Raw genomic sequence first — 19,920 nt, 5'->3', positions numbered from 1 at the left:
TAGACGACCTGGAGAAGCCCCTCCCGGACACCTGCCCCCAGCCCCACTCCGCCGCGCCTTGGTGACCCCCTGGACGCTGGGAATCAGTGCACCGACAACCCCCCGTCCACAAAGATCGACTGCCCCGTGACATAGCCCGACGCCCCGCTCGCCAGGAAGACCGCGGCGCCCGCGAAGTCCTCGGGGAGGCCGTTGCGGCCGGTCATGGTGCGGGCGGCCAGGGACGTGACCTTCTCCGGGTCGGTGGCGAGGCGGGCGTTGAGCGGGGTCAGCACGAAGCCGGGGACGAGGGTGTTGCAGGTGACGCCGTGCGGGGACCAGGCCTCGGCCTGGGAGCGGGCCAGGGACTCCAGGCCTCCCTTGGAGACGCCGTAGGCGCCGCTCTGGACGAAGGCGCGGTGGGCCTGCTGGGAGGTGATGTGGATGATCCGGCCGAAGCCGCGCTCGGCCATGCCGGGGCCGAAGCGCTGGCCCAGGAGGTAGGGGGCCTCCAGGTTGACCGCCAGGGTGGTGTCCCACACGTCGTCGGTGAGCTCGGTCATCGGTGGACGCAGGTTGATCCCCGCGGAGTTGACCAGGATGTCCGGCTCACCGAACACTCCGGCGGCCGCCTCCGCCGCCGTACGCACACCCTCCCTCGTGCTCAAGTCGCCGCTCACCCAGCCCGCTCGGCAGCCGTCGGACGTCAACTCCTCGACCGTTGCGGTCAGTTCCGGCTCCCTGCGGGCCACGATCACCACGCTCGCGCCCGCCCGCGCCAACGCCCCCGCGATCGCCCTGCCGATGCCCGAACTCCCGCCGGTCACCAGCGCCACACGGCCGTCCAGCGAGAACAGTTCGGAGAGGTACGCCTGGGAAGTCATGGCCGAACCCTAAGTCGGTACCCACTCCCCATGACCAGCATCCTCGTCGGCACCTGCTCCTGGACCGATCCCGCGCTCGTCCGCAGCGGTTGGTACCCGCCCGGCCGGCGGGACGCCGAGGGGCGGTTGCGGTACTACACCGAACGGTTCCCGGTGGTGGAGGTGGACGGCACGTTCTACGCCCTGCCCAGCGAGCGCAACAGCCGTCTGTGGGTGGAGCGCACGCCCGCGGGGTTCGTGTTCGACGTGAAGGCGTACGCACCGCTCACGGGGCATCCGGTGAAGCAGGCCGACCTCGCGGACGTGGCTCCTGACGAGGTGTGGGCACGGTTCGCCGCCGGGATCGAGCCGTTGCGGGGGGCCGGGCGGCTCGGCGGGGTGCTGTTCCAGTTCCCGCCGTGCTTCCGGCCCGGGGCGCGGGCGGAGCGGTTCCTGGAGGAGACCGCGGCGCGGACCGCCGGATGGCCCGTCCATGTGGAGTTCCGGCATCCGGCCTGGTGGGAGGAGCCGCAGCGGGACCTCACCCGTGCGCTGCTGAGCACGTACGGCTTCGCCGCCGTGGCCGTGGACATGAGCCAGGACCTGCCCACCTCCCTGCCGCCGGTCACCCCCGTCACCACACCCCGGCTGTCCGTCGTGCGCTTCCACGGACGCAGTTCCTCCTGGGGGCGCGGCAGCAAGGAGGACCGTTTCCGGTACGACTATCGGCGCGCCGAACTCACCGAGTGGTTACCGGGGTTGCACGCCCTGGCCGAGCAGGTGGACGAGGTCCACGTCCTGTTCAACAACTGCTGCGGAGCAGCCGCCGTACAGGCCGCCGAGACCATGGCCGGCCTGCTCAGCCCACGATCTTCACCGTCTTCGTCACGCTGACCTGGTCGACGTCGGAGACCCTGATCGTCGTCTTCATCTGCCAGTCGCCCGCGAGGGGCAGGGTGAGGTCGTTCGTGCCCCAGTAGCCGCCCTTGTCCTTCAGTTCGGCGTCGATCGGGCCGATCTCCTGGGCCGGGAGGGTGAAGGACAGCCGGAGTTCGGGGACCGTGGCGAGGCCTCCGTCGGCCGCGTAGACGATGGCCTGGACCGAGTTGTCGCCGGTGCGGCCCGGGTCGAGGGTGATCTGCACCCGGCCCGTGGCGCCCCCCACGGAGAAGGGGACGTCGGTCAGGGACGCGGCGGGCAGTCCGCCGGTGGCCGGGCCCGCCTCGGCCGCCTCGGCCTCCGCCCGGCCTGGCAGCGTGCCGCTCAGCACGGTGCTGAGCACCAGGACCACGACACCGACGGCCACTTCGGCGAGGACGGAACGGCGCAGGCCACGCCGGTACGCCGGGGAGTCTCCCCCCGGTGCGGCGGGCTCCCGCTTCGCGTCGGAGGCGGCCGGCGGTCCCCCCACCGGCTCCGGCACCCGCTCCCGTACGACGGACTCCGACTCCACCTGCGCCCCGGCCGTCACGAGCCGTCCCGTCCACTGCCGCGACAGCCTCGCCGCCCCCAGCAGCACCGTCACCGCGAGCAGCTTGAGGACGAGCAGATGGCCGTACGTCGTGCCGGTGACCGCCTCCCAGGAGCCGAGGCCGCGCCAGGACTGGTAGACGCCGGTGGCGACGAGGACGGTCACGGAGGCGAAGGCCAGCCGGGAGAAACGGGCGACCACGGCGGCCGGGATCTGCGACGACGCCCGGTACAGCGTGGTGAGCAGGGCCGCGAGGCCGCCCAGCCAGACCGCCATCGCGAGGACGTGCAGCACCGCGGACGTCATCGCCACCGGCACCTGGATCCCGGCGGACGCGTGCTCGGCGGCCGCCCAGGTCAGCGCGAGACCCACGGCGAGCGCGCCGCCCGCCGCCTGCCAGGCGCGGGGCAGCCTCGACTCCCCGAGCCGCAGCAGTCGTACGACGAAGAAGTACCCGACGAGCAGCAGCGCCAGACGGACCAGGAGCGCCTCTCCCGGGCGGGTGGTCAGGGTGCGCTCGAAGGCCTTCAGCGAGAAGGCGGAGGCCGGGCCCGCCCCCGACTCGTACGGCGCCCGCAGCACCAGCAGGAAGACGGTCGAGCCGAGCAGGGTGCCCCAGCCCGCCCACAGGAGGCGGCGCAGACGGGACGGCTCCGGCGGGCGGCAGGCGAGGAGGAAGACGGCCGTGCCGATGAGCAGGGCGGCGGCGAGGTAGGCCAGGTAGCGGCCCATGTTGAAGAGGCTCTCCGTGGCCGGGTCCTCGGTCGGACCGGTGTCCATGACCACGGTGGCGGGGGAGGGTTTGCCCACCGAGAAGGTGAAGGCGCCGGAGACCGGATGGCTGTCGGCCGAGACCACCCGCCAGGCCACCGTGTAGGTGCCCTGGGCGAGCTCGGCGGGCAGCGAGACACTGGCCGTGTCCGAGCCGCCCGCCCCGTGTCCGGCGTCCGTGACCTTCAGGCGTTTGCCGTCGGGGTCGAGCACCCGGAACGAGTCGTCGAGCAGGCCGACGGACTCTGTGAAGGTCAGGGTGATGTCCCGGGGGGCGGACTTGAGGACGCTTCCGTCCTCGGGGTCGGTGGCCCTGAGGGCCGCGTGGGCCGACGCCGCTCCCGCACCGCCGAAGAGGAGCAGGACCAGCACGGTGCCCAGCAGCACCAGCCCTTGAAGTCCTCGCCCTCGCCGGCCTGTGCTGCTGCCTGCACGCTCACACCTCACGTCACTACTCCGTACCTGGGCTCGCGGTCTTCCCGATAGGTACGCACGCGAACCCTCGAGCGCTCACCATGTCGGCCGCGCGGACACCCCGCCGTCCACCACCAGGTCGTGCCCGGTGACCCAGGACGCGAGGGGTGAGGCCAGGAACACGCACGCGTCGGCCACGTCCTCGGGCCGTCCGAGCCGCCCCAGAGGCGCGTTCCGCACCCACCGCTCCACCCCCTCCGGCCAGGCCTCCGCCAGCCCCGCCCGGTCGATCAGCCCGGGCGAGACCGTGTTCACGCGGATGCCCCGCGGTCCGTACTCCAGGGCCGCCGACCGCGCGTGCATCACGATCGCGGCCTTGGAGACGGAGTAGTGGGCGTGCCCGGGCGCGGGGTGCCGCGCCTCGATGGACGCGATGTGGGTCACGCAGCCGCCCGGCCCCATGACCTCGGCCGCAGCCTGCGTACACGCGAAGGCACCGGTCAGGTTGGTCTCCACGACCGCCCGCCAGTCCGCCGCCGTCATCCCGGGCAGGGGCTGGACGGGCTGCACACCGGCGTTGTTGACCAGCGCGGTCAGTCCGCCACCCCACGCGGCGGCCTCCCGGACCAGCCGCCGGCACTCGTCCTCGTCCCGCAGATCCGCTTCCAGTACGACGGCCCGGGCGCCCGAGTCCTCGATCCGGGACGCCACGTCACGGGCCGCCGCCACCGCCGTACGGCAATGGAGTGCGACGGCCGCGCCCTCCTCGGCGAACCGCAGCGCGATCCCCCGCCCGATGCCGCCGCCCGCGCCCGTGACCAGGGCGACCTGCCCTTCCAGGAGTCTCATGGACGGGACAGTCCCGCGATGCGTGCGGCCTGGGACGGATAACGCGCCGTCAGTTCGGCCGCGTCCCCGTGCTCGTAGTCCTCGTAGGTGAAGCCGGGCGCCATGGTGCAGCCGAAGAAGGTCCACGTGCCGCGGGTCCTGGCCCCCATCCAGGTGCCCGCGGGCACGGTCAGCTGGGGGTGCTGGCCGCCGCGTATGTCCGGTCCCAGGACGGCGGTCGTCGCCGTGCCGTCCGGGGCGAGGAGCAGGAGGTCCAGCGGGTCGCCGAGGTAGTGGTGCCAGATCTCGTCGCTGGGCAGGCGATGCAGGGCGGAGTAGTCGTCGGCGGTGAGGAGGGCGACGATCGCCGTGCCGTGCGGCCTGCCGTCGCCACGCTCCTCGCCCGCCCAGGTCTGCCGGAACAGCCCGCCCTCGCGGGGGATCGGTACCAGGCCGTAGTGGGCGACGAGGTCGTCAGGCGTCACCCGGGAAGGCTACCTCCCTTGTCAGGAACGCCAGTTGGGCATGCTTCTCGGGCAGGTACACGTCCGGGAGGTCGATCTCCGGCAGCACGACCGCGGCTCCGGCCACGAAACCCTGCTTCAGGAAACGGGCGATGGCCTTCTCGTTGCGCACGTCGGGGTCGACCACGACCCGCCGTTTGTCCAGGACCAGCAGCACGTACGAGGCCACGGCGGACAGCAGCGCCGACGACCAGCCGGGGTGCGTGCCGTGCGGGCCGGGGGGCGGGAGCAGCAGGTGAATGCCGATGTCACCGGGTTCCGCGGGGTAGCACTCGCTGACGCGGTCGGCCTCCGGCTCGTAGGTCTGCAGGAGTCCGGCCGGTTCGCCGTCCTTCTCCAGGAGATAGGCGTGGTGGGTGTCGAGAGTGTCCAAGTGGGCGTAGACCTCTGCCACTTGCTCCTTTGTGAGGCCGTTCATGCCCCAGAACGCGGCCCGTTCCTCGCGCACCCAGGCGTGGACGGTCGCGGCGTCGGCGTGCGGGTCGAGCCGCAGGACGCGGACGGTGCCGAAGCCGTCCACGGTCCGGGTGTGGACCGCTTCACGGGTGGGGGTCTCGGACATGGTCTCCTCAGTCTTCCTTCTTCAGCTGCTGCCAGTCGGTGCCGACGGGGACGAGATCTCCCCTGAGCCACAAGGGGAGTTGGTCGTGGTGATGCGGTGAGCCGGACACGCCGGAGGCGCCCAGTGGGACCACCCAGAGGCTGTCCTCGCGGCGGGCTAGGTCCCAGACGTAACGGGCGGCCGGGCCACGGGCGGCGAGGTCGGTGAGTCCGGGGACCGCGGAGGTGCACAGGACGCAGTCGTGGTCGCCGGAGAGGGCCGGGGCGTCCCAGTCGCTCTCGGGAAGCGCCCGCCAGGGGGCGAGGCGATGGGTGTCGCCCCAGGTGCCCCGCGGCGGCTCGGCGGCCACTTCCTCCACGGCGGCCCGCACGATCCCGGCGCGGTCGATGCCGTACAACTCCTCGGCGCGCAGGAGGTGTTCGAGCGCGAAGGCGACACGGGGGACGAGGCCGAGCCAGGGGAGCAGGACGTCCGGGTAGGCGGGCGGGGCGGTCAGGGCCGCGAACGCGGGGTGGGCGGCTAGCCGTCGTACGACCGCGCTGCGTACGGCGGCGTAGAGGGCGGCCTCACGGCTGCTCGCGACCATGCGGCGATTCCAGCGGAGAATCGTTTCCCTCGTGGTCACGGCCTCGGGGCTCAGTCCGTCCAGGGCCTCGAGGTGATCCAGCAGCGGCTGCGCGGAGGCGAGATGGGTGTCCGTGTGGATCAGGGGCATGTCGGCGGCCGACCACTGCTCCTTCTCCCGCAGCAGGGCGGTGATGCGGTCGGCCCGGTGGGGCGGGGCGAACTCCACGCCCAGCGGGGTGGCGGGGCCGCGCTGGTTGGCCATCACGGCGATGCCGTCGGTGAGACCGGCGCGGGGAGAGTCGTGCCAGCCCCGCCAGTCGTGCCCGGGCTCCCAGGCGGGGACGGGGTGCAGCCGGTTGGCCTCCGCGCGCACGGGGACCCGTCCGGCGACCCGGTGCAGCAGCCCGCCCTCGGTGTCGGCGGCCTGGACGACGTTCACGGGCTCGGCCCACAGGTCGAACGCCCGGTCCACGTCGACGGTACGGCGGGCCCGGAGGAGGGGGAGCAGGGCACTGAAGCCGAGGTCCTCGGTGACCTGGGGCGGGTAGCAGAGGGAGAGGGCCACGGGCACACCCGGGAAGACCGGCCGCTCCTCCTCCGGCACTCCCTCGTCCAGCCCTTCCGGACCGCCCGCGATCACCGGCCCCCGCCCGGTCTCGATCACCTCGATCTCGACCGGGGCCTCGCCCGCCACCTCGACCGTCTCGGTGTGCCGGGTGGCCCGGTGCCAGACGCCGTCCGGGCCGAGGGCCTCCACCCCGGCCCCTGTGCGGCGCAGTCGCTCCCGGTACAGGTCCTGGTAGTCGGCCATGGCGTTGGTGATGGACCAGGCGACCGTGCCGGTGTGGCCGAAGTGGGCGATGCCGGGGACCCCGGGGACCGCGAGGCCGATGACGTCGAACTCGGGGCAGGAGAGCCGGATCTGCTGGTAGACGCCGGGATCCTCGATGTAGCGGTGCGGGTCGCCGGCGAGGACGGCGTGGCCGGTGGTGGTGCGGGTGCCGGCGACCAGCCAGCCGTTGCTGCCGGAGGTGCCCGGGCCGTCGGCGGCGAACAGGCCGATCGCGTCCGGGCCCAGGTGCCGTAGCGCCTCGTCCCGCCAGAGCTTGGCCGGGAAGCCGGCGAACAGGATGTGGGTGGCGAGCCAGACGCCGAGCGGGGTCCAGGGCTCCCAGCGCCCGGGGGCGAGGCCGACGCGGGCGAACTCCGGGGCCCGCGCGCCCGGCAGCTCCTCGTTCACGCCGTCGACGTACGCCCGCACCCAGTCGGCCGTCTCCGGGTCCCGTCTCTCCAGCGCACCGAAGCAGCGTCTCGCCGTGTCGTCCAGGCGGGCGCGTCTCGCGAGGGTGTCCCAGGACAGGGCCCCGGCACCGAGGAAGGCGGCCGAGGTGCCCTGCGCCCGGTGCCGTTCGGCCTCCAGCTGCCAGGCACGGTCGCGGGCGGTGACCCGGCCCTGGGCGCGCGCGAGTTCACGCGCGCTGCCCGCGCGGAGATGGGGAATCCCCCAGGCGTCGCGGTAGATCTCGATACTCACCCTCGAACCCGCTTCCGTTTAAGTTAGGCTTACCTAAGTTTGCCTGGTGAGGGAATCGTACGCGAGGGGTGAAAAGGTCATGGGGCAGGGGCACGGCTGGGAGGGAGCGGTCCTAAGACTGCTGCGCGCGAAGGACTTCACGTTCACCGTGACGGGCGCCGAGTACGTCACCGGCGCGTACCGGCGGGTGCACCTCACCGACGGCGGCATGCTGGCGGTCACCGGCGTCCACCCGACGATGTGGGTGCGCGTGTGGTTCTCCGGCGCGGGCAAACCGCACCAGCGCGCGTACACCCTGGTCGACCCGGACCCCGCGGCAGGCACCTTCACCCTGGAGTTCGCGCTGCACGACGGCGTGGCCAGCGACTGGGCCCGGACGGTGAAGCCCGGCGACACCATCGAGGCCACGGTCCACGGAACCGGCTTCGAGCGCCCCGACCCCGAGCCCACCCATGTCTTCGCCATCGGCGACCCGGCCTCCCTGCCCGCCCTCAACTCCCTCCTCGGCGCCCTGGACTCCTCCCCCGCGACCGTCTGGTTCGAGGGCGGCGACGAGGGCCTCCCCTTCCGCACCGACCCGTCCCGCCACGAGGTCCGCCGGGTCCTCCGCCTCGACTCCGGCGCGCATCTGGTCGCCCAGGTGAAGGCGGACCTGCCCGGTCTGCTGAAGAGCCACCCGGACGCGTATGTGTGGATCGCCTGCGACACGACGACGACCAGGGCGCTGTCGTCGTACGTCCGCAAGGATCTCGGCGTGGCCAAGGAGCGGGTGAACGCGCTCGGCTACTGGAGGGAGCAGTCCGCCGACTCCCGGTAGAGGCGAGCCGTCGGCACAGGCATGATCGGGGACATGGACGTCACCCTTCACCTCGCCCAGGACCCCGAGGCCGACGAACTCCTCGGCCGCTCCCCGCTCGCCGCGCTGGTCGGGATGCTGCTGGACCAGCAGGTCCCGATGGAGTGGGCGTTCAAGGGCCCCCGCACCATCGCGGACCGCCTCGGCGCGAACGACCTCGACGCGCACGAGATCGCCGCACAGGACCCGGAGGCCTTCGCCGCGCTGCTCTCCGAGAAGCCGGCCGTGCACCGCTACCCCGGCTCGATGGCCAAGCGGATCCAGCAGATGTGCCAGTACCTGGTCGAGCACTACGACGGCCAGGCCGAGCTGGTGTGGAAGGGCGTGGCCGACGGCCGCGAACTGCTGCGCCGCCTGGAGGAGCTGCCGGGGTTCGGGAAGCAGAAGGCGCAGATCTTCCTGGCGTTGCTGGGCAAGCAGCTCGGCGTTCAGCCGAAGGGCTGGCGCGAGGCCGCCGGCGCGTACGGCGAGCCGAAGTCCTTCCGGTCCGTCGCCGACATCACCGGCCCCGAGTCGCTCACCAAGGTCCGCGCGCACAAACAGGAGATGAAGGCGGCGGCGAAGGCGGCCAAGAAGGCCTAGTCAGCCGGGTGGCCCGCCCCGGTGGCCGTGCGGTGGCCGGCGGTCCCAGCATGGACCATGACCGAGTTCGACGACCGCTTCGACGACCGCAAGGTCCACGCGGGCCGCCCGCCGGGTGTCTCGGCGCACGCGCCCGAACCGCCCTTCGAGGGGCCCTTGCACACCCTCGCCCAGGCCGCCTGGCAGGTCGTCCTGCTCACCGGCGTCGCCTCCCTGATCCTGGGCGTCCTGGTCCTGGTCTGGCCCGACGCCACCCTGCTCGCGGCCGGTGTCCTCTTCGGCGTCTACCTCCTGATCAGCGGTGTCTTTCAGCTGGTCGCGGCCTTCGGCACCCACAGGACGACGGCCCTGCGCGTCCTGGCCTTCGTCAGCGGCGCCCTGTCCATCCTGCTGGGCCTGTTCTGTCTGCGCGGCCCGATGCGGTCGATCCTGCTGCTCGCCCTGTGGATCGGCATCGGCTGGCTGATCCGCGGCATCACCCAGACCCTGGCCGCCGCGTCCGACCGGTCGATGCCGGCCCGCGGCTGGCAGATCTTCCTCGGCGTGCTCACCTTCGCCGCCGGGATCGTGCTGATCGACTCCCCCTTCGAATCGGTCGCCGTGCTCACCCTGGTCGGCGGCATCTGGTTGGTCGTCGTCGGAGCCGTGGAGATCATCACCGCGCTCAGCATCCGCACCCGGGCCCGGGAGGTACCGCGCACGCTGTGACCATGTCCCCCACGGTCATGCCCCGGCCAGGTGAAGCCCACGGCTGAAGCGGTGATCGCCCCCGCCCGACGGCGCCCGGCGAGTGCCACCCACGCCACCGACGGACGCGCCGCCTCGACCGGACGAACCGCGCGCCGGACGAGAACCGACGGGTACCACCCAGTCGCCGCCGCACCACCGGCATGCCTACTGCCGCGACCGACGACGAGTCACCCCCGCCGGACGGCAACCCGCGGGCGCCACCCCCGATCTCCACCACACCACGGCCCTCCACCACGGCCACAGTCCCGTCACCCCACCGGCGGGCACTCTGCTGCGACCGGACGAACCTCACAGCCGCAATCACGAGCCGCGCGCGCCGGACGGGAACCGATGGGTGCCCCCGGCCGCCGCAGCACAGCCATGCCTGCTGCCGCGGCCAGGAGAACCCCGCAGCCGAGTCACCAACCACGCCCTCGGGACAGGAACCGGCGAGCATCACCCCCGCCCCACCGACGTGCACGCTGCTGCGACCGGGTGAATCGCGCGGCCGAAGTGATGAATCACGTGCGCCGGGCGGGGAGACGACCTGTGTGAGTTCCGTACGACGTGCCCCGCGCAGCCATGACTGGCTGCGGACGCTCGTGCTGCTGCTCGCGCTGCTGGTTCCCGGGGCCCATTTCCAGGCGCACGCGATCCCGCCCGTTCCGGCCGGGGAGCTCGTCGAGTACGACGTCCTCGACACCCCCCTGCGGCCACCGGCCCGGACCGTCCACCGTACGGCCGTACCTCTGCGCCCCGTTCCGCGACCGCAGACGGCTCCCGGAGTGCCGGCGTACCGCCCCGTCCCGGCGTCGCCGCGGCCGCCGTACGTGCTGCGCGCCCTGCGTTCCGTGGTCCTGCGCTGCTGACAGAGCCCGCTTCCCGCAGGCCTGCTCAGCACTCACGCAAGGAACACCGTCATGCCCAACGACCCGTACGCGATCCTGCGCGCCCTGCTGCGCGCGGAGGCCGCACGCAGTGCACCGAAACCGCAGAGCACCAAGAAGAAGCCGCCGTCGGGAGAGGAGAAGCGCGGCTGATCCTCCGGAGGAGGCGGGACTACCGCCTCCTCCGGGCCGTACCGAAGAGCGAGCGGGTGATCTCACGCCCGATCTGCGTGCCCAGCGACCGCGTGAGCGACTTGAACATGCCACTGCCGACGACCTGTTCGACGACGGAGGGGTCCTCCCGACGAGACGTGGGCGGGGCCTTCATCTCGTCCGGGCCCTTGGCACCCCGCGAGCTGAGCTTCTCGTACGCCGACTCCCTGTCCACAGCCTGTGCGTAACGCCCATGCAGCGGCGAGGCCTCGACCGCCGAGTCCAGCGCACCGGCGTCGACAGGGCCCATCAGGGACTCGGGAGCGCGCAGGCGGGTCGCGGCGACGGGCGTGGGAGCCCCCTTCTCGCTCAGCACCGTCACCACGGCCTCCCCCGTCCCTAGACCGGTGAGCAGCTCCTCCAGGTCGTACGCGGAGTCGGGGAAGGTCTTCACGGTCGCCTTCAACGCCTTCTGGTCGTCGGGGGTGAAGGCCCGCAGCGCGTGCTGGACCCGGTTGCCGAGCTGGGCGAGGACGTCGGCGGGTACGTCCTTCGGGGTCTGCGTGACGAAGAAGACGCCGACCCCTTTCGAGCGAATCAGCCGGACGGTCTGCGTGAGGGAGTCGAGGAAGGCCTTCGAGGCCCCGTTGAAGAGCAGATGCGCCTCGTCGAAGAAGAAGACGAGCTTCGGCTTGTCGGCGTCACCGACCTCCGGCAGATCGTGGAACAGATCGGCGAGCAGCCACATCAGGAAGGTCGAGAAGAGCTGCGGCCGGTCCTGTACGGCGGCCAGTTCCAGCACGGACACCAGCCCGCGCCCGTCGTCCTGCGTCCGCAGCAGTTCAGCGGTGTCGAACTCCGGCTCCCCGAAGAAGTCGGCCATGCCCTGCGCCTCGAAGGCGGTGAGGGACCTGAGGATCACCCCGGCCGTGGCCGTGCTGAGGCCACCGATGTTCCTCAGCTCGCCCTTGCCCTCGTCGGAGGTCAGGAAGGCGACGACGGCCCTGAGATCCTTGAGGTCGACGAGCTCGAGCCCCTTCTGGTCGGCGTAGTGGAAGATCAGGCCGAGGGACTGCTCCTGGGTCTGGTTGAGCTGGAGCACCTTGGACAGCAGCACCGGACCGAAACTGGTGACGGTGGCCCGGACGGGGATGCCGTGGCCGATGCCGCCGAGGGCGTAGAACTCGGCGGGACACCCGGTGGCGGCCCACGTCTGATGCACTTCCGCAGCTCTGGCCTGCACCTTCTCGTTGCGCACACCCGGCTCGGAGATCCCCGAGACATCGCCCTTGATGTCGGCGAGGAAGACCGGAACCCCCTGCGCCGACAGCTGCTCGGCGATGAGCTGGAGCGTCTTGGTCTTGCCGGTGCCGGTGGCACCGGCGACGAGCCCGTGCCGGTTGAGCATCGGCAGCGGGATCCTGACCTGCGCGTCCGGCAGACAGACGCCGTCCCACAGCAGCGCGCCCAGATCGAGGGCGGGGCCGGTGAAGGCGTAGCCGGAGGCGATCTTCAGTGCCTCCCGGGGCAGAGCGGCGGAGCCGGACTGTGCCTCCGGCATGGACCGGTCGGTGGTGCCCGCGGCGGCCCCCGTGACGCCCTCCGGCGGGGTCTTTCGCTCGCTCATGCCAAACCCCTGCTCCCGTTACGCGCCTTTTCGCGGCTTTTTTCCAGCGTCGCACTCGGTCGCCATGGCTGCGCCCGGAAGGTCTTGACCGGTAGGCTTTCCGTGTGATCTTCAAGCGCATCGGAAACGGCCGGCCGTACCCCGACCACGGCCGGGAAAGCACCCGGCAGTGGGCGGACGTCGCACCGCGCCCGGTCCGCCTCGATCAGCTGGTGACGACCAAGGGCCAGCTCGACCTGGAAACCCTCCTCGCCGAGGACTCGACGTTCTACGGCGACTTGTTCGCGCACGTCGTGAAATGGCAGGGCGACCTGTACCTGGAGGACGGCCTGCACCGCGCGGTGCGGGCGGCGCTCCAGCAGCGACAGGTGCTGCACGCGCGCGTGCTCGAACTGGACTGAGTGACCGCGCTGTAAAGGTTTGGCCCTTTCGGGTTCACCTGCGCCGTGGTCAATGATCATCTAGTAGGCATTGCCGTCCTGGCGCACTACGCTGCGCCCATGAGCATGCTGACGCCCCCCGGCATGGGCCGTAAGTACCGGATCACGGGCGACAAGTACCCCCGGATGCGTCGGCGCCGGCGGCGCAGCAGGCTCGTGCTCGGCGTGGTGGCCTCCGTGGCCGCGCTGAGCCTGGTCGGCTGGGGCACGCTCCAGCTCATCGACGTGTTCACGGGCGGCGGGGACGAGGCCTCCGCGGTCGGCTCCAAGGGTGACTGCACGACGAAAGCCGGCGCGTCCCCCTCCGCCTCTGCGGTCCCTCTCCCCAAGCCGGGCCAGATCACCGTCAACGTCCTGAACGCCACGGCTCGCGGCGGACTCGCCAAGAAGACGGCGGACGAACTGAAGAAGCGGGGCTTCAAGATCGGCGATGTGGGCAACGCGACGGCGACCTACGACAAGAAGGTCAAGGGCACGGGGGTACTGCTCGGTCCGTCGACCGCCCTCAAGACCTCGCTGCCGGTCCTCGCGACACAGCTGGCCTCCGCCGAGACCCGCACGGACACGCGCAAGGGCGCCGAGGTCGACCTGATCATCGGAACGGGCTTCAAGAGCCTGACCAGCAAGGCGGCCGCGAACAAGGCACTGGCCGCACTGAACGCACCCGAGCCGACGGCTACGGCGTCGAAGAAGAGCTGCTGAGGTGTCGTAAGGCGGGGCCACACCGGGTCCTTACGCGTCTGCAGGCCGGTGGGGGCCGGTCGCGCAGTTCCCCGCGCCCCTGGGTAGGTGCAGTCACCCGCGCCAGGACGGGCCGTTGGCCGCGTACGGCGTGAAGGGGACGGGGTGGGGGGTGTCCGCCCGCAGCGGCCGGCGTCCGTTACCGAGCACTGTTGGAGCAGCCGAGCCGCCGGACCGAGGACGGACCCCCCCCCCCCCGGCCCCGACCCACCCACCAGACCGCACGCGCTACACCCGCCCCCACCGAACCGAAACAGGCCGCCGCAGGCATCCAGGGGCGCGGGGAACTGCGCACAACGCCCGCCCCCACCCAGCCGCACAGGCCGCCGCAGGCAAACCCACCGAACCCGCACAGGCCGCCGCAGGCACCCCCGCTCAACCGCCGGAGGCAACCCCTACTCGGCCGCGCCGTACAACCGGTCCCCCGCGTCGCCGAGGCCCGGGACGATGTAACCGTGCTCGTTGAGGTGGTCGTCGACCGCGGCCGTGACCACCGTGACCGGAGTGCCCGCCAGCTCGCGCTCCATGATCTCCACGCCCTCCGGGGCGGCCAGCAGAACCACCGCCGTCACGTCGTCCGCACCGCGCTTGATCAGCTCACGGATCGCGGCGACCAGGGTGCCACCGGTCGCGAGCATCGGGTCGAGGACGTACACCTGCCGCCCGGAGAGGTCCTCCGGCATGCGCGCGGCGTACGTGGTCGCCTGCAGCGTCTCCTCGTTACGGATCATGCCGAGGAAACCCACCTCGGCGGTCGGCAGCAGACGGACCATGCCGTCCAGCATGCCGAGCCCGGCACGGAGGATCGGCACCACCAGCGGGCGCGGATACGACAGCTTCACACCGGTCGTGGGGGCGACCGGCGTGCGGATGTCGACCGCCTCGGTGCGCACGTCGCGCGTGGCCTCGTAGGCGAGCAGGGTGACCAGTTCGTCGGCGAGACGACGGAAGGTCGCGGAGTCGGTGCGCTGGTCGCGCAACGCGGTGAGTTTGTGGGCGACCAGAGGGTGGTCGACGACGTGGAGACGCATGGCCACAACAGTAGCCGGGTCCACCGCACCCCTCGCGCTGGCGTCAAACCGCCCGACCGGGGGAAAGTGGGAGGGACGGACTGGGGTGGTGAACCGATGCCTGACCTGCCTGAGCACGAACCGTCGTCACAGGAGACCGACGCCGAGCGCCGGCGCCGTCGAGCGCAGTTCCTGCGCGATCTCGCGGAGGCCCGAGAACTTCGCGACCGGGTGCAGCCGCGCCGGGCGAAGGTGGCCCGGCTGCGACACGCGATGCGTATGCGGACCTTCCGCTGGTAAGGATGATCACGCGCCCCGAGCCTGGCGGCGCACCGACGGTGCGCCGAACAGGTGGCTGTGCGTGGGCCCTTGGGAAAGCGGCGTACGATCCCGCTCGTGGCGGCGACGAGTGCGCTGGTGAGTCCTTCACCGACGTGCCGACGCACGTGCGATCAAAACCACCGGACACAGGGTGCCGAAGACGTCCCCTGAACGCCTTGTTTCTGCCACGATTCCGAGTGGGCGGGGCTCGGAGCCGAGCTCTCCCCGCCTACAACCTCCGCCGGGGGGACCCCCAACCGGCACGCCTATGACCAGTGGGAGAGTCACGGTGTACTTCGCCGCACTGCTCGCGCGCACCGAAGACGGGTGGGAAGCGAGCGACACAGAGCTGGACGATGTGGAGACCCTGTCGGATCTGGCCGACCTCGCCCGGGAAGCCGCGCCCGAGGACGACACGGTGCTTGTACTGATCGAGCAGGAAGACGCTTGGTTCGGCGTCGTCCGCATCGACGGCGAGGAGGACCCTCGCATCTATGTCTCGGACGCCGCCGCCGCTGCCCGCAGCTCGTACGGCGAGATCCTGCTCACCGACGAACTGCTCGGAAGGGAGCCCGGCGACGACGACCCGGACCTCGACGCCCTCGACCTCGACGGCACCGAGGACGGTGAGGACGAGGACGAGGACGACGACCCGACCGCGGAGGCGGGTGTCTCCGGAGAGATCGTGCCGCACGGCCCGGTCGGCGACGCGCAGGTCCTCGACGACCTGGGCGTCAGCGAGAAGCAGCTGAAGTCCCTGTCGGAGGACGCCGTCACCGAGATCGCCGAGTCCCTGGGCGCCTCGGAGGTCCTGGAGACCGTCCGCTGACCGGAACCACCGCGGCAGACCCGGTACGTGACCACTGGCGGGCCGCGATGCGGCTCGCCCTGGAGGAGGCCGGCAAGGCGGGCGCGGACGTGCCGGTGGGCGCCGTCGTACTGTCCCCGGACGGTACGACCGTGCTCGCGGCCGGCCACAACGAACGCGAGGCCGGCGGCGATCCGACCGCGCACGCGGAGATCCTCGCGATCAGAAGGGCGGCGGCGGAGCTCGGCGAGTGGCGGCTGACCGGCTGCACGCTCGTCGTCACGCTGGAGCCGTGCACGATGTGCGCGGGCGCGATCGTCCAGTCCCGGGTGGACCGGGTGGTCTACGGAGCCCGGGACGAGAAGGCCGGCGCGGCCGGTTCCCTGTGGGACGTCGTCCGCGACCGGCGCCTCAACCACCGGCCCGAAGTCATCGAAGGTGTCCTCGCGGAGGAGTGCGCCGGACTCCTCACGGAGTTCTTCCGCGAGCGCTGAATTCCGATTTCAAAGCACGCCCCACCTTGCTGTAAGGTCTCCCTCGGTAGCGTGTCCGAGCGGCCGAAGGAGCTCGCCTCGAAAGCGAGTGTGGCGCAAGTCACCGAGGGTTCAAATCCCTCCGCTACCGCTTGAGAAGGGCCTCGTCGAGAGACGGGGCCCTTCGTGCGTACTGATCACCCCGGTTACACTCGCGCCCCAGAAGGAACAGACACACCAGAAGCGGGGGAGGCCGCGGTGGCGGTGAACGGAAAGAAGATCGCCGTCTATGTGCTCGTGGTCTTCGTGCTGTATGTGATCATCACGGACCCTGAAAAGGCGGCTGACTACGTCCAGATAGGGTTCGAGGGCATATCGGACGCCGCCAAGGCCGTCGGCGACTTCTTCACCTGGCTGGCCGACGGGGCGCATTGACAGAACCAAGGGAGCGCCCATGATCCGCCACCTCGTCCTCTTCAAGCTCGACGAGGGCGTCGAGCGCGACGACCCGCGCGTGGTGGCGGGCGTCGAGGCCTTCCGCGCGCTGGAGAGCAAGATCCCCGAGATCCGCTTCTGGGAGCTGGGCTGGAACCTCAGCGACCGGCCCATCGCCTACGACTTCGCCATCAACTCCGGCTTCGAGGACGCGACCGCGCTGCGGACGTACGTCGAGCACCCGGAGCACCAGGCGGGCGTTGCGCTGTGGAAGGAGTTCGCCACCTGGGTGATCGCGGACTACGCGTACTGAGCCCGAGCGCTCCGAAGCCTCCCGCCGGGAACGGTGGGAGGCTTTTCTGCGTCCAACGCCCCAACTTGCCACTCAACACGGCGTAACCAAACGTTATGAGGTGCTTGCACACAGTGCACATGTCTTGTGATGCTATGACCGCTTTTGACGGATGGGTTGATCAACGAAGAGGTGGCGTTGACCGTGTCGGCCAGTACCGCGCCTCCCCAGGAGGCCACCCAGGAGGCCGCTCCACGCAGTCGCGGCGCCGACACCCGGGCGCTCACCCAGGTGCTCTTCGGCCAGTTGAAAGGGCTTCAGCCGGGCACACCGGAACACAGCCGGGTACGGACGGCGCTCATCGAGGCCAACCTCCCTCTCGTGCGCTACGCGGCTTCCCGCTTCCGCTCCCGCAACGAGCCGATGGAGGACGTGATCCAGGTCGGCACCATCGGGCTCATCAACGCGATCGACCGCTTCGACCCGGACAGGGGTGTGCAGTTCCCGACCTTCGCGATGCCGACCGTCGTCGGCGAGATCAAGCGGTACTTCCGCGACAACGTCCGCACGGTCCACGTCCCACGCCGGCTGCACGAGCTGTGGGTGCAGGTCAACGGCGCGACGGAGGACCTGACGACCGCCTTCGGACGGACCCCGTCGACCGCCGAGATCGCGGAGCGGCTGCGCATCACCGAGGACGAGGTGCTGTCCTGCATCGAGGCCGGACGGTCGTACCACGCCACCTCGCTCGAGGCGGCCCAGGAGGGCGACGGACTGCCGGGCCTGCTCGACCGGCTCGGCTACGAGGACCCGGCGCTGGACGGCGTGGAGCACCGCGACCTGGTCCGCCATCTACTGGTCCAACTCCCGGAACGGGAACAGCGAATCCTGCTGCTGCGCTACTACAGCAATCTCACCCAGTCGCAAATCAGCGCGGAACTCGGCGTCTCGCAGATGCACGTTTCGAGGCTACTCGCGCGTAGCTTCCAGCGGCTGCGATCCGCCAATCGGATCGACGCTTAGCCGATGCATAAGGGGCGCACGGTCGCACGTTCCGGAACACCGCAGTTCGCAAGCAGTATCGAGGCGTAACCGGCACGAGCGAATCGCTCACCAGCGCCGTTCCCGACACTTCTGTGCCGAAAGACCGTCAGACCCCCTTTATCCAGGGCGTATTCGGGTCTCACATGTCGACATGTCACTACAGCGTGTTGCCGACATGTGACATTCTGCGGGAAGCGCGTTTGCCGAGGCTTCGGCTCCGGTATTCAGGTGAAGGCTGACGTTCCACCCGGGGCGTTCGCCACGACCGTCCCGCGACCCAAAGGGGGTGGCATGTCCGCAGATCAGGGCAGCTCGAAGGTGCTTACGCTCACGAAGAGCGAGGCTGAGCCAGTGCTCGACGACATCACGGCCGTCGAGGCCGCACCGGCCCCGGTCATCCCGGCTCCCCCGACGGTGTCCGGAGCCATCGACACCCGCACCCTGTCCCGCTCCCTCTTCCTGCGGCTCGCCGCACTCGACGAGAACAGCCCGGAGCGCGCCTACGTCCGGGACACCCTCATCGAACTCAACCTCCCGCTGGTGCGCTACGCGGCGGCCCGCTTCCGCTCGCGCAACGAGCCGATGGAAGACATCGTCCAGGTCGGCACCATCGGCCTGATCAAGGCGATCGACCGCTTCGACTGCGAACGCGGCGTGGAGTTCCCGACCTTCGCGATGCCGACCGTCGTCGGCGAGATCAAGCGGTTCTTCCGCGACACCTCGTGGTCGGTGCGCGTCCCGCGCCGCCTCCAGGAGCTGCGGCTGGCCCTCACCAAGGCCAGCGACGAGCTCTCCCAGAAGCTGGACCGTTCTCCGACGGTGGCCGAACTCGCCTCCGTGCTGGGCGTGTCCGAGGAGGACGTCGTCGACGGCCTCGCGGTCGGCAACGCCTACACCGCCTCCTCGCTGGACTCCCCGGCCCCGGAGGACGACGGCGGCGAGGGCTCCCTCGCGGACCGCCTCGGCTACGAGGACACGGCTCTGGAGGGCGTCGAGTACCGGGAGTCCCTGAAGCCACTGCTGGCCAAACTCCCGCCCCGTGAGCGGCAGATCATCATGCTGCGCTTCTTCGCCAACATGACGCAGTCACAGATCGGCGAGGAGGTCGGCATCTCCCAGATGCACGTCTCGCGCCTGCTGACCCGCACACTGGCGCAGCTGCGCGAGGGCCTCATCTCGGACTGACCTGCCCTGACCGGGTGCCGGCAGCTGCGCTGGGCTTGGGCGGGGCGCCTATGGGGGTGCCTCGCCATGCCGCCGGGCGGCTGCGGGTCGGTGGGGGCTGGTCGCGCAGTTCCCCGCGCCCCTGGGGAGTTGCACTCCCCTACGCCACGACGGACCGATCCCCACCTCATGTGCCTCGACGGGCCGTTCGCCGCACCGCGCGCCACCACGGGCCGGTAGCCGCGTACGGCGGCAAGGGGACGGGGTGGGGGGTGTCCGCCCGCAGCGGCCGGCTCCGATACCGGGCACCGCCCAAGTAACAGCAACCGCCGGACCGAGGACGGACACCCACCAGAACCGCACGCGCTACACCCGCCCCCACCGAGGACGCACAGGCCGCCGCAGGCATTCAGGGGCGCGGGGAACTGCGCACAACACCCGTCCCCACCGAACCCGCACAGGCGCCGCAGGTACCCGCTACTTGAGCGCCAGCCAGGCCACCGCCGCGACGATCGCCACTGCGACCACCACGCCGATGATGAGGCCGATGCGCGGGCCGCCCGAAGAGGCGGGAGCGGTCTGCTGCCGACGGCCCTGCGGGCCCTCGTCGACGAACGCGCGGAACATCTGGGTGCTGCCGGCGGGGTCGTGGTTGCCCTGGGGGACCTGGTTCTCAGCCATGCCCAGAGACCCTAGCGAATCCGGGAGCCGGGCCCAAGTGCGGGGCTCAGGGGGGTTCGGAACTGCTGGCGACGCCGTGAGCGGGCTTGAGTCTGGGTGAGTGCCGGGGCCGGATGTGTGGGGCCGGTCGTCCGCGGTGCGCCGGGGGTTCGCTGCTGCCAAGA

General features: G+C 71.1%; 23 protein-coding genes and 1 tRNA gene. 15 read left to right on the top strand and 9 right to left on the bottom strand.

Going from position 1 to position 19,920, the window contains the following annotated elements; translation table 11 throughout:
• Positions 1-83: 83 nt before the first annotated feature.
• A complete protein-coding gene (locus RNB18_RS09485) occupies positions 84-863 on the bottom strand; it encodes an SDR family NAD(P)-dependent oxidoreductase (protein ID WP_057609305.1) in 780 nt (259 codons plus the stop codon).
• Between the two features lie 30 nt (positions 864-893).
• Here RNB18_RS09485 and RNB18_RS09480 point away from each other — a divergent pair, with 30 nt between their 5' ends.
• Complete coding sequence (locus tag RNB18_RS09480; protein WP_311713658.1) at positions 894-1,736, top strand: DUF72 domain-containing protein; 843 nt, start codon at positions 894-896, stop codon at positions 1,734-1,736.
• On the opposite strand, the gene RNB18_RS09475 is transcribed toward RNB18_RS09480, so the two are convergent.
• The 5 genes from RNB18_RS09475 to RNB18_RS09455 form a co-directional block, all read right to left on the bottom strand.
• Positions 1,702-3,471, bottom strand: a complete 1,770-nt coding sequence (locus RNB18_RS09475; RefSeq protein ID WP_311713657.1) for a copper resistance CopC/CopD family protein — start codon at positions 3,469-3,471, stop codon at positions 1,702-1,704. The two genes, RNB18_RS09480 and RNB18_RS09475, sit on opposite strands and share 35 nt — an antisense overlap.
• Positions 3,472-3,594: 123 nt before the next feature.
• Positions 3,595-4,347: an SDR family NAD(P)-dependent oxidoreductase gene (locus RNB18_RS09470; RefSeq protein ID WP_311713656.1), complete on the bottom strand. Its 753-nt coding sequence runs from the start codon at positions 4,345-4,347 to the stop codon at positions 3,595-3,597.
• The gene (locus RNB18_RS09465) at positions 4,344-4,811 is read right to left on the bottom strand and encodes a cupin domain-containing protein (RefSeq protein ID WP_311713655.1); all 468 of its coding nucleotides are present in this window, start codon (positions 4,809-4,811) and stop codon (positions 4,344-4,346) included. The genes RNB18_RS09470 and RNB18_RS09465 overlap by 4 nt, the downstream gene beginning before the upstream one ends.
• Positions 4,801-5,412: a GNAT family N-acetyltransferase gene (locus RNB18_RS09460; protein WP_311713654.1), complete on the bottom strand. Its 612-nt coding sequence runs from the start codon at positions 5,410-5,412 to the stop codon at positions 4,801-4,803. The genes RNB18_RS09465 and RNB18_RS09460 overlap by 11 nt, the downstream gene beginning before the upstream one ends.
• Before the next feature lie 7 nt (positions 5,413-5,419).
• Complete coding sequence (locus RNB18_RS09455; RefSeq protein ID WP_311713653.1) at positions 5,420-7,513, bottom strand: penicillin acylase family protein; 2,094 nt, start codon at positions 7,511-7,513, stop codon at positions 5,420-5,422.
• A 79-nt stretch (positions 7,514-7,592) separates the two neighbouring features.
• On the opposite strand from RNB18_RS09455, the gene RNB18_RS09450 reads away from it, so the two are divergent.
• From RNB18_RS09450 to RNB18_RS09435, 4 genes are all read left to right on the top strand, one after another.
• Positions 7,593-8,330, top strand: coding sequence for a siderophore-interacting protein (locus RNB18_RS09450; RefSeq protein WP_311713652.1), 738 nt, complete (start codon positions 7,593-7,595; stop codon positions 8,328-8,330).
• Between the two features lie 33 nt (positions 8,331-8,363).
• On the top strand, positions 8,364-8,951 hold the full coding sequence (locus RNB18_RS09445) for an HhH-GPD-type base excision DNA repair protein (RefSeq protein WP_311713651.1): 588 nt from the start codon (positions 8,364-8,366) through the stop codon (positions 8,949-8,951).
• A gap of 57 nt (positions 8,952-9,008) precedes the next feature.
• Positions 9,009-9,659, top strand: coding sequence for an HdeD family acid-resistance protein (locus tag RNB18_RS09440; RefSeq protein ID WP_311713650.1), 651 nt, complete (start codon positions 9,009-9,011; stop codon positions 9,657-9,659).
• Between the two features lie 572 nt (positions 9,660-10,231).
• A complete protein-coding gene (locus RNB18_RS09435; RefSeq protein WP_311713649.1) occupies positions 10,232-10,549 on the top strand; it encodes a hypothetical protein in 318 nt (105 codons plus the stop codon).
• Between the two features lie 190 nt (positions 10,550-10,739).
• Here RNB18_RS09435 and RNB18_RS09430 read toward each other — a convergent pair whose 3' ends face one another.
• Entirely contained in the window at positions 10,740-12,281 is a 1,542-nt protein-coding gene (locus RNB18_RS09430; protein WP_311713693.1) for a helicase HerA-like domain-containing protein, read from the bottom strand.
• 170 nt (positions 12,282-12,451) lie between these two features.
• Between RNB18_RS09430 and RNB18_RS09425 the strand changes: the two genes are divergently transcribed.
• Together RNB18_RS09425 and RNB18_RS09420 are read left to right on the top strand one after the other, a co-directional pair.
• The gene (locus RNB18_RS09425; protein WP_003999914.1) at positions 12,452-12,748 is read left to right on the top strand and encodes a type II toxin-antitoxin system VapB family antitoxin; all 297 of its coding nucleotides are present in this window, start codon (positions 12,452-12,454) and stop codon (positions 12,746-12,748) included.
• A gap of 99 nt (positions 12,749-12,847) precedes the next feature.
• A complete protein-coding gene (locus RNB18_RS09420; RefSeq protein WP_311713648.1) occupies positions 12,848-13,489 on the top strand; it encodes a LytR C-terminal domain-containing protein in 642 nt (213 codons plus the stop codon).
• Positions 13,490-13,923: 434 nt separating this feature from the next.
• Here RNB18_RS09420 and upp read toward each other — a convergent pair whose 3' ends face one another.
• Complete coding sequence (gene upp / locus RNB18_RS09415) at positions 13,924-14,559, bottom strand: uracil phosphoribosyltransferase (protein WP_057609479.1); 636 nt, start codon at positions 14,557-14,559, stop codon at positions 13,924-13,926.
• Positions 14,560-14,655: 96 nt separating this feature from the next.
• On the opposite strand from upp, the gene RNB18_RS09410 reads away from it, so the two are divergent.
• The 8 genes from RNB18_RS09410 to RNB18_RS09375 all read left to right on the top strand — a co-directional run bounded on the left by RNB18_RS09410 (position 14,656) and on the right by RNB18_RS09375 (position 19,096).
• Positions 14,656-14,838, top strand: coding sequence for a hypothetical protein (locus RNB18_RS09410; RefSeq protein ID WP_007383124.1), 183 nt, complete (start codon positions 14,656-14,658; stop codon positions 14,836-14,838).
• A gap of 310 nt (positions 14,839-15,148) precedes the next feature.
• Entirely contained in the window at positions 15,149-15,688 is a 540-nt protein-coding gene (locus RNB18_RS09405; RefSeq protein WP_311713692.1) for a tRNA adenosine deaminase-associated protein, read from the top strand.
• 47 nt (positions 15,689-15,735) lie between these two features.
• Positions 15,736-16,161 (top strand): tRNA adenosine(34) deaminase TadA, encoded by a 426-nt coding sequence (tadA, locus tag RNB18_RS09400; RefSeq protein ID WP_311713647.1) that lies wholly within the window; start codon positions 15,736-15,738, stop codon positions 16,159-16,161.
• Between the two features lie 45 nt (positions 16,162-16,206).
• Positions 16,207-16,291 (top strand) — tRNA-Ser (locus RNB18_RS09395).
• Between the two features lie 107 nt (positions 16,292-16,398).
• Positions 16,399-16,575: a hypothetical protein gene (locus RNB18_RS09390; protein WP_266517021.1), complete on the top strand. Its 177-nt coding sequence runs from the start codon at positions 16,399-16,401 to the stop codon at positions 16,573-16,575.
• A 19-nt stretch (positions 16,576-16,594) separates the two neighbouring features.
• Entirely contained in the window at positions 16,595-16,888 is a 294-nt protein-coding gene (locus RNB18_RS09385; RefSeq protein WP_057609276.1) for a Dabb family protein, read from the top strand.
• Positions 16,889-17,032: 144 nt separating this feature from the next.
• Positions 17,033-17,890: an RNA polymerase sigma factor SigF gene (locus RNB18_RS09380; RefSeq protein WP_311713646.1), complete on the top strand. Its 858-nt coding sequence runs from the start codon at positions 17,033-17,035 to the stop codon at positions 17,888-17,890.
• 312 nt (positions 17,891-18,202) lie between these two features.
• Positions 18,203-19,096, top strand: coding sequence for an RNA polymerase sigma factor SigF (locus tag RNB18_RS09375; protein WP_311713645.1), 894 nt, complete (start codon positions 18,203-18,205; stop codon positions 19,094-19,096).
• A gap of 456 nt (positions 19,097-19,552) precedes the next feature.
• Here the strand turns inward: RNB18_RS09375 and RNB18_RS09370 are convergent, their stop codons facing one another.
• Positions 19,553-19,756, bottom strand: coding sequence for a hypothetical protein (locus RNB18_RS09370; protein WP_266562699.1), 204 nt, complete (start codon positions 19,754-19,756; stop codon positions 19,553-19,555).
• Positions 19,757-19,920: the final 164 nt, after the last annotated feature.

It is taken from the genome of Streptomyces doebereineriae, assembly GCF_031845645.1.
GTDB classification, from domain to species: domain Bacteria; phylum Actinomycetota; class Actinomycetes; order Streptomycetales; family Streptomycetaceae; genus Streptomyces; species Streptomyces canus.
The sequence above is the reverse complement of the archived record's forward strand: the minus strand, read 5'-3'. Positions and strand labels throughout refer to the sequence as shown.

Bases quoted from the DNA above. Each gene is read 5' to 3' on its own strand.
- RNB18_RS09485 (WP_057609305.1), bottom strand. From the start codon at position 863: ATGACTTCCCAGGCGTACCTCTCCGAACTGTTCTCGCTGGACGGCCGT.
- RNB18_RS09480 (WP_311713658.1), top strand. From the start codon at position 894: ATGACCAGCATCCTCGTCGGCACCTGCTCCTGGACCGATCCCGCGCTC.
- RNB18_RS09470 (WP_311713656.1), bottom strand. From the start codon at position 4,347: ATGAGACTCCTGGAAGGGCAGGTCGCCCTGGTCACGGGCGCGGGCGGC.
- RNB18_RS09460 (WP_311713654.1), bottom strand. From the start codon at position 5,412: ATGTCCGAGACCCCCACCCGTGAAGCGGTCCACACCCGGACCGTGGAC.
- RNB18_RS09450 (WP_311713652.1), top strand. From the start codon at position 7,593: ATGGGGCAGGGGCACGGCTGGGAGGGAGCGGTCCTAAGACTGCTGCGC.
- RNB18_RS09445 (WP_311713651.1), top strand. From the start codon at position 8,364: ATGGACGTCACCCTTCACCTCGCCCAGGACCCCGAGGCCGACGAACTC.
- RNB18_RS09440 (WP_311713650.1), top strand. From the start codon at position 9,009: ATGACCGAGTTCGACGACCGCTTCGACGACCGCAAGGTCCACGCGGGC.
- RNB18_RS09430 (WP_311713693.1), bottom strand. From the start codon at position 12,281: ATGCCGGAGGCACAGTCCGGCTCCGCCGCTCTGCCCCGGGAGGCACTG.
- RNB18_RS09420 (WP_311713648.1), top strand. From the start codon at position 12,848: ATGAGCATGCTGACGCCCCCCGGCATGGGCCGTAAGTACCGGATCACG.
- upp (WP_057609479.1), bottom strand. From the start codon at position 14,559: ATGCGTCTCCACGTCGTCGACCACCCTCTGGTCGCCCACAAACTCACC.
- RNB18_RS09410 (WP_007383124.1), top strand. From the start codon at position 14,656: ATGCCTGACCTGCCTGAGCACGAACCGTCGTCACAGGAGACCGACGCC.
- tadA (WP_311713647.1), top strand. From the start codon at position 15,736: ATGCGGCTCGCCCTGGAGGAGGCCGGCAAGGCGGGCGCGGACGTGCCG.
- RNB18_RS09385 (WP_057609276.1), top strand. From the start codon at position 16,595: ATGATCCGCCACCTCGTCCTCTTCAAGCTCGACGAGGGCGTCGAGCGC.
- RNB18_RS09375 (WP_311713645.1), top strand. From the start codon at position 18,203: ATGTCCGCAGATCAGGGCAGCTCGAAGGTGCTTACGCTCACGAAGAGC.
- RNB18_RS09370 (WP_266562699.1), bottom strand. From the start codon at position 19,756: ATGGCTGAGAACCAGGTCCCCCAGGGCAACCACGACCCCGCCGGCAGC.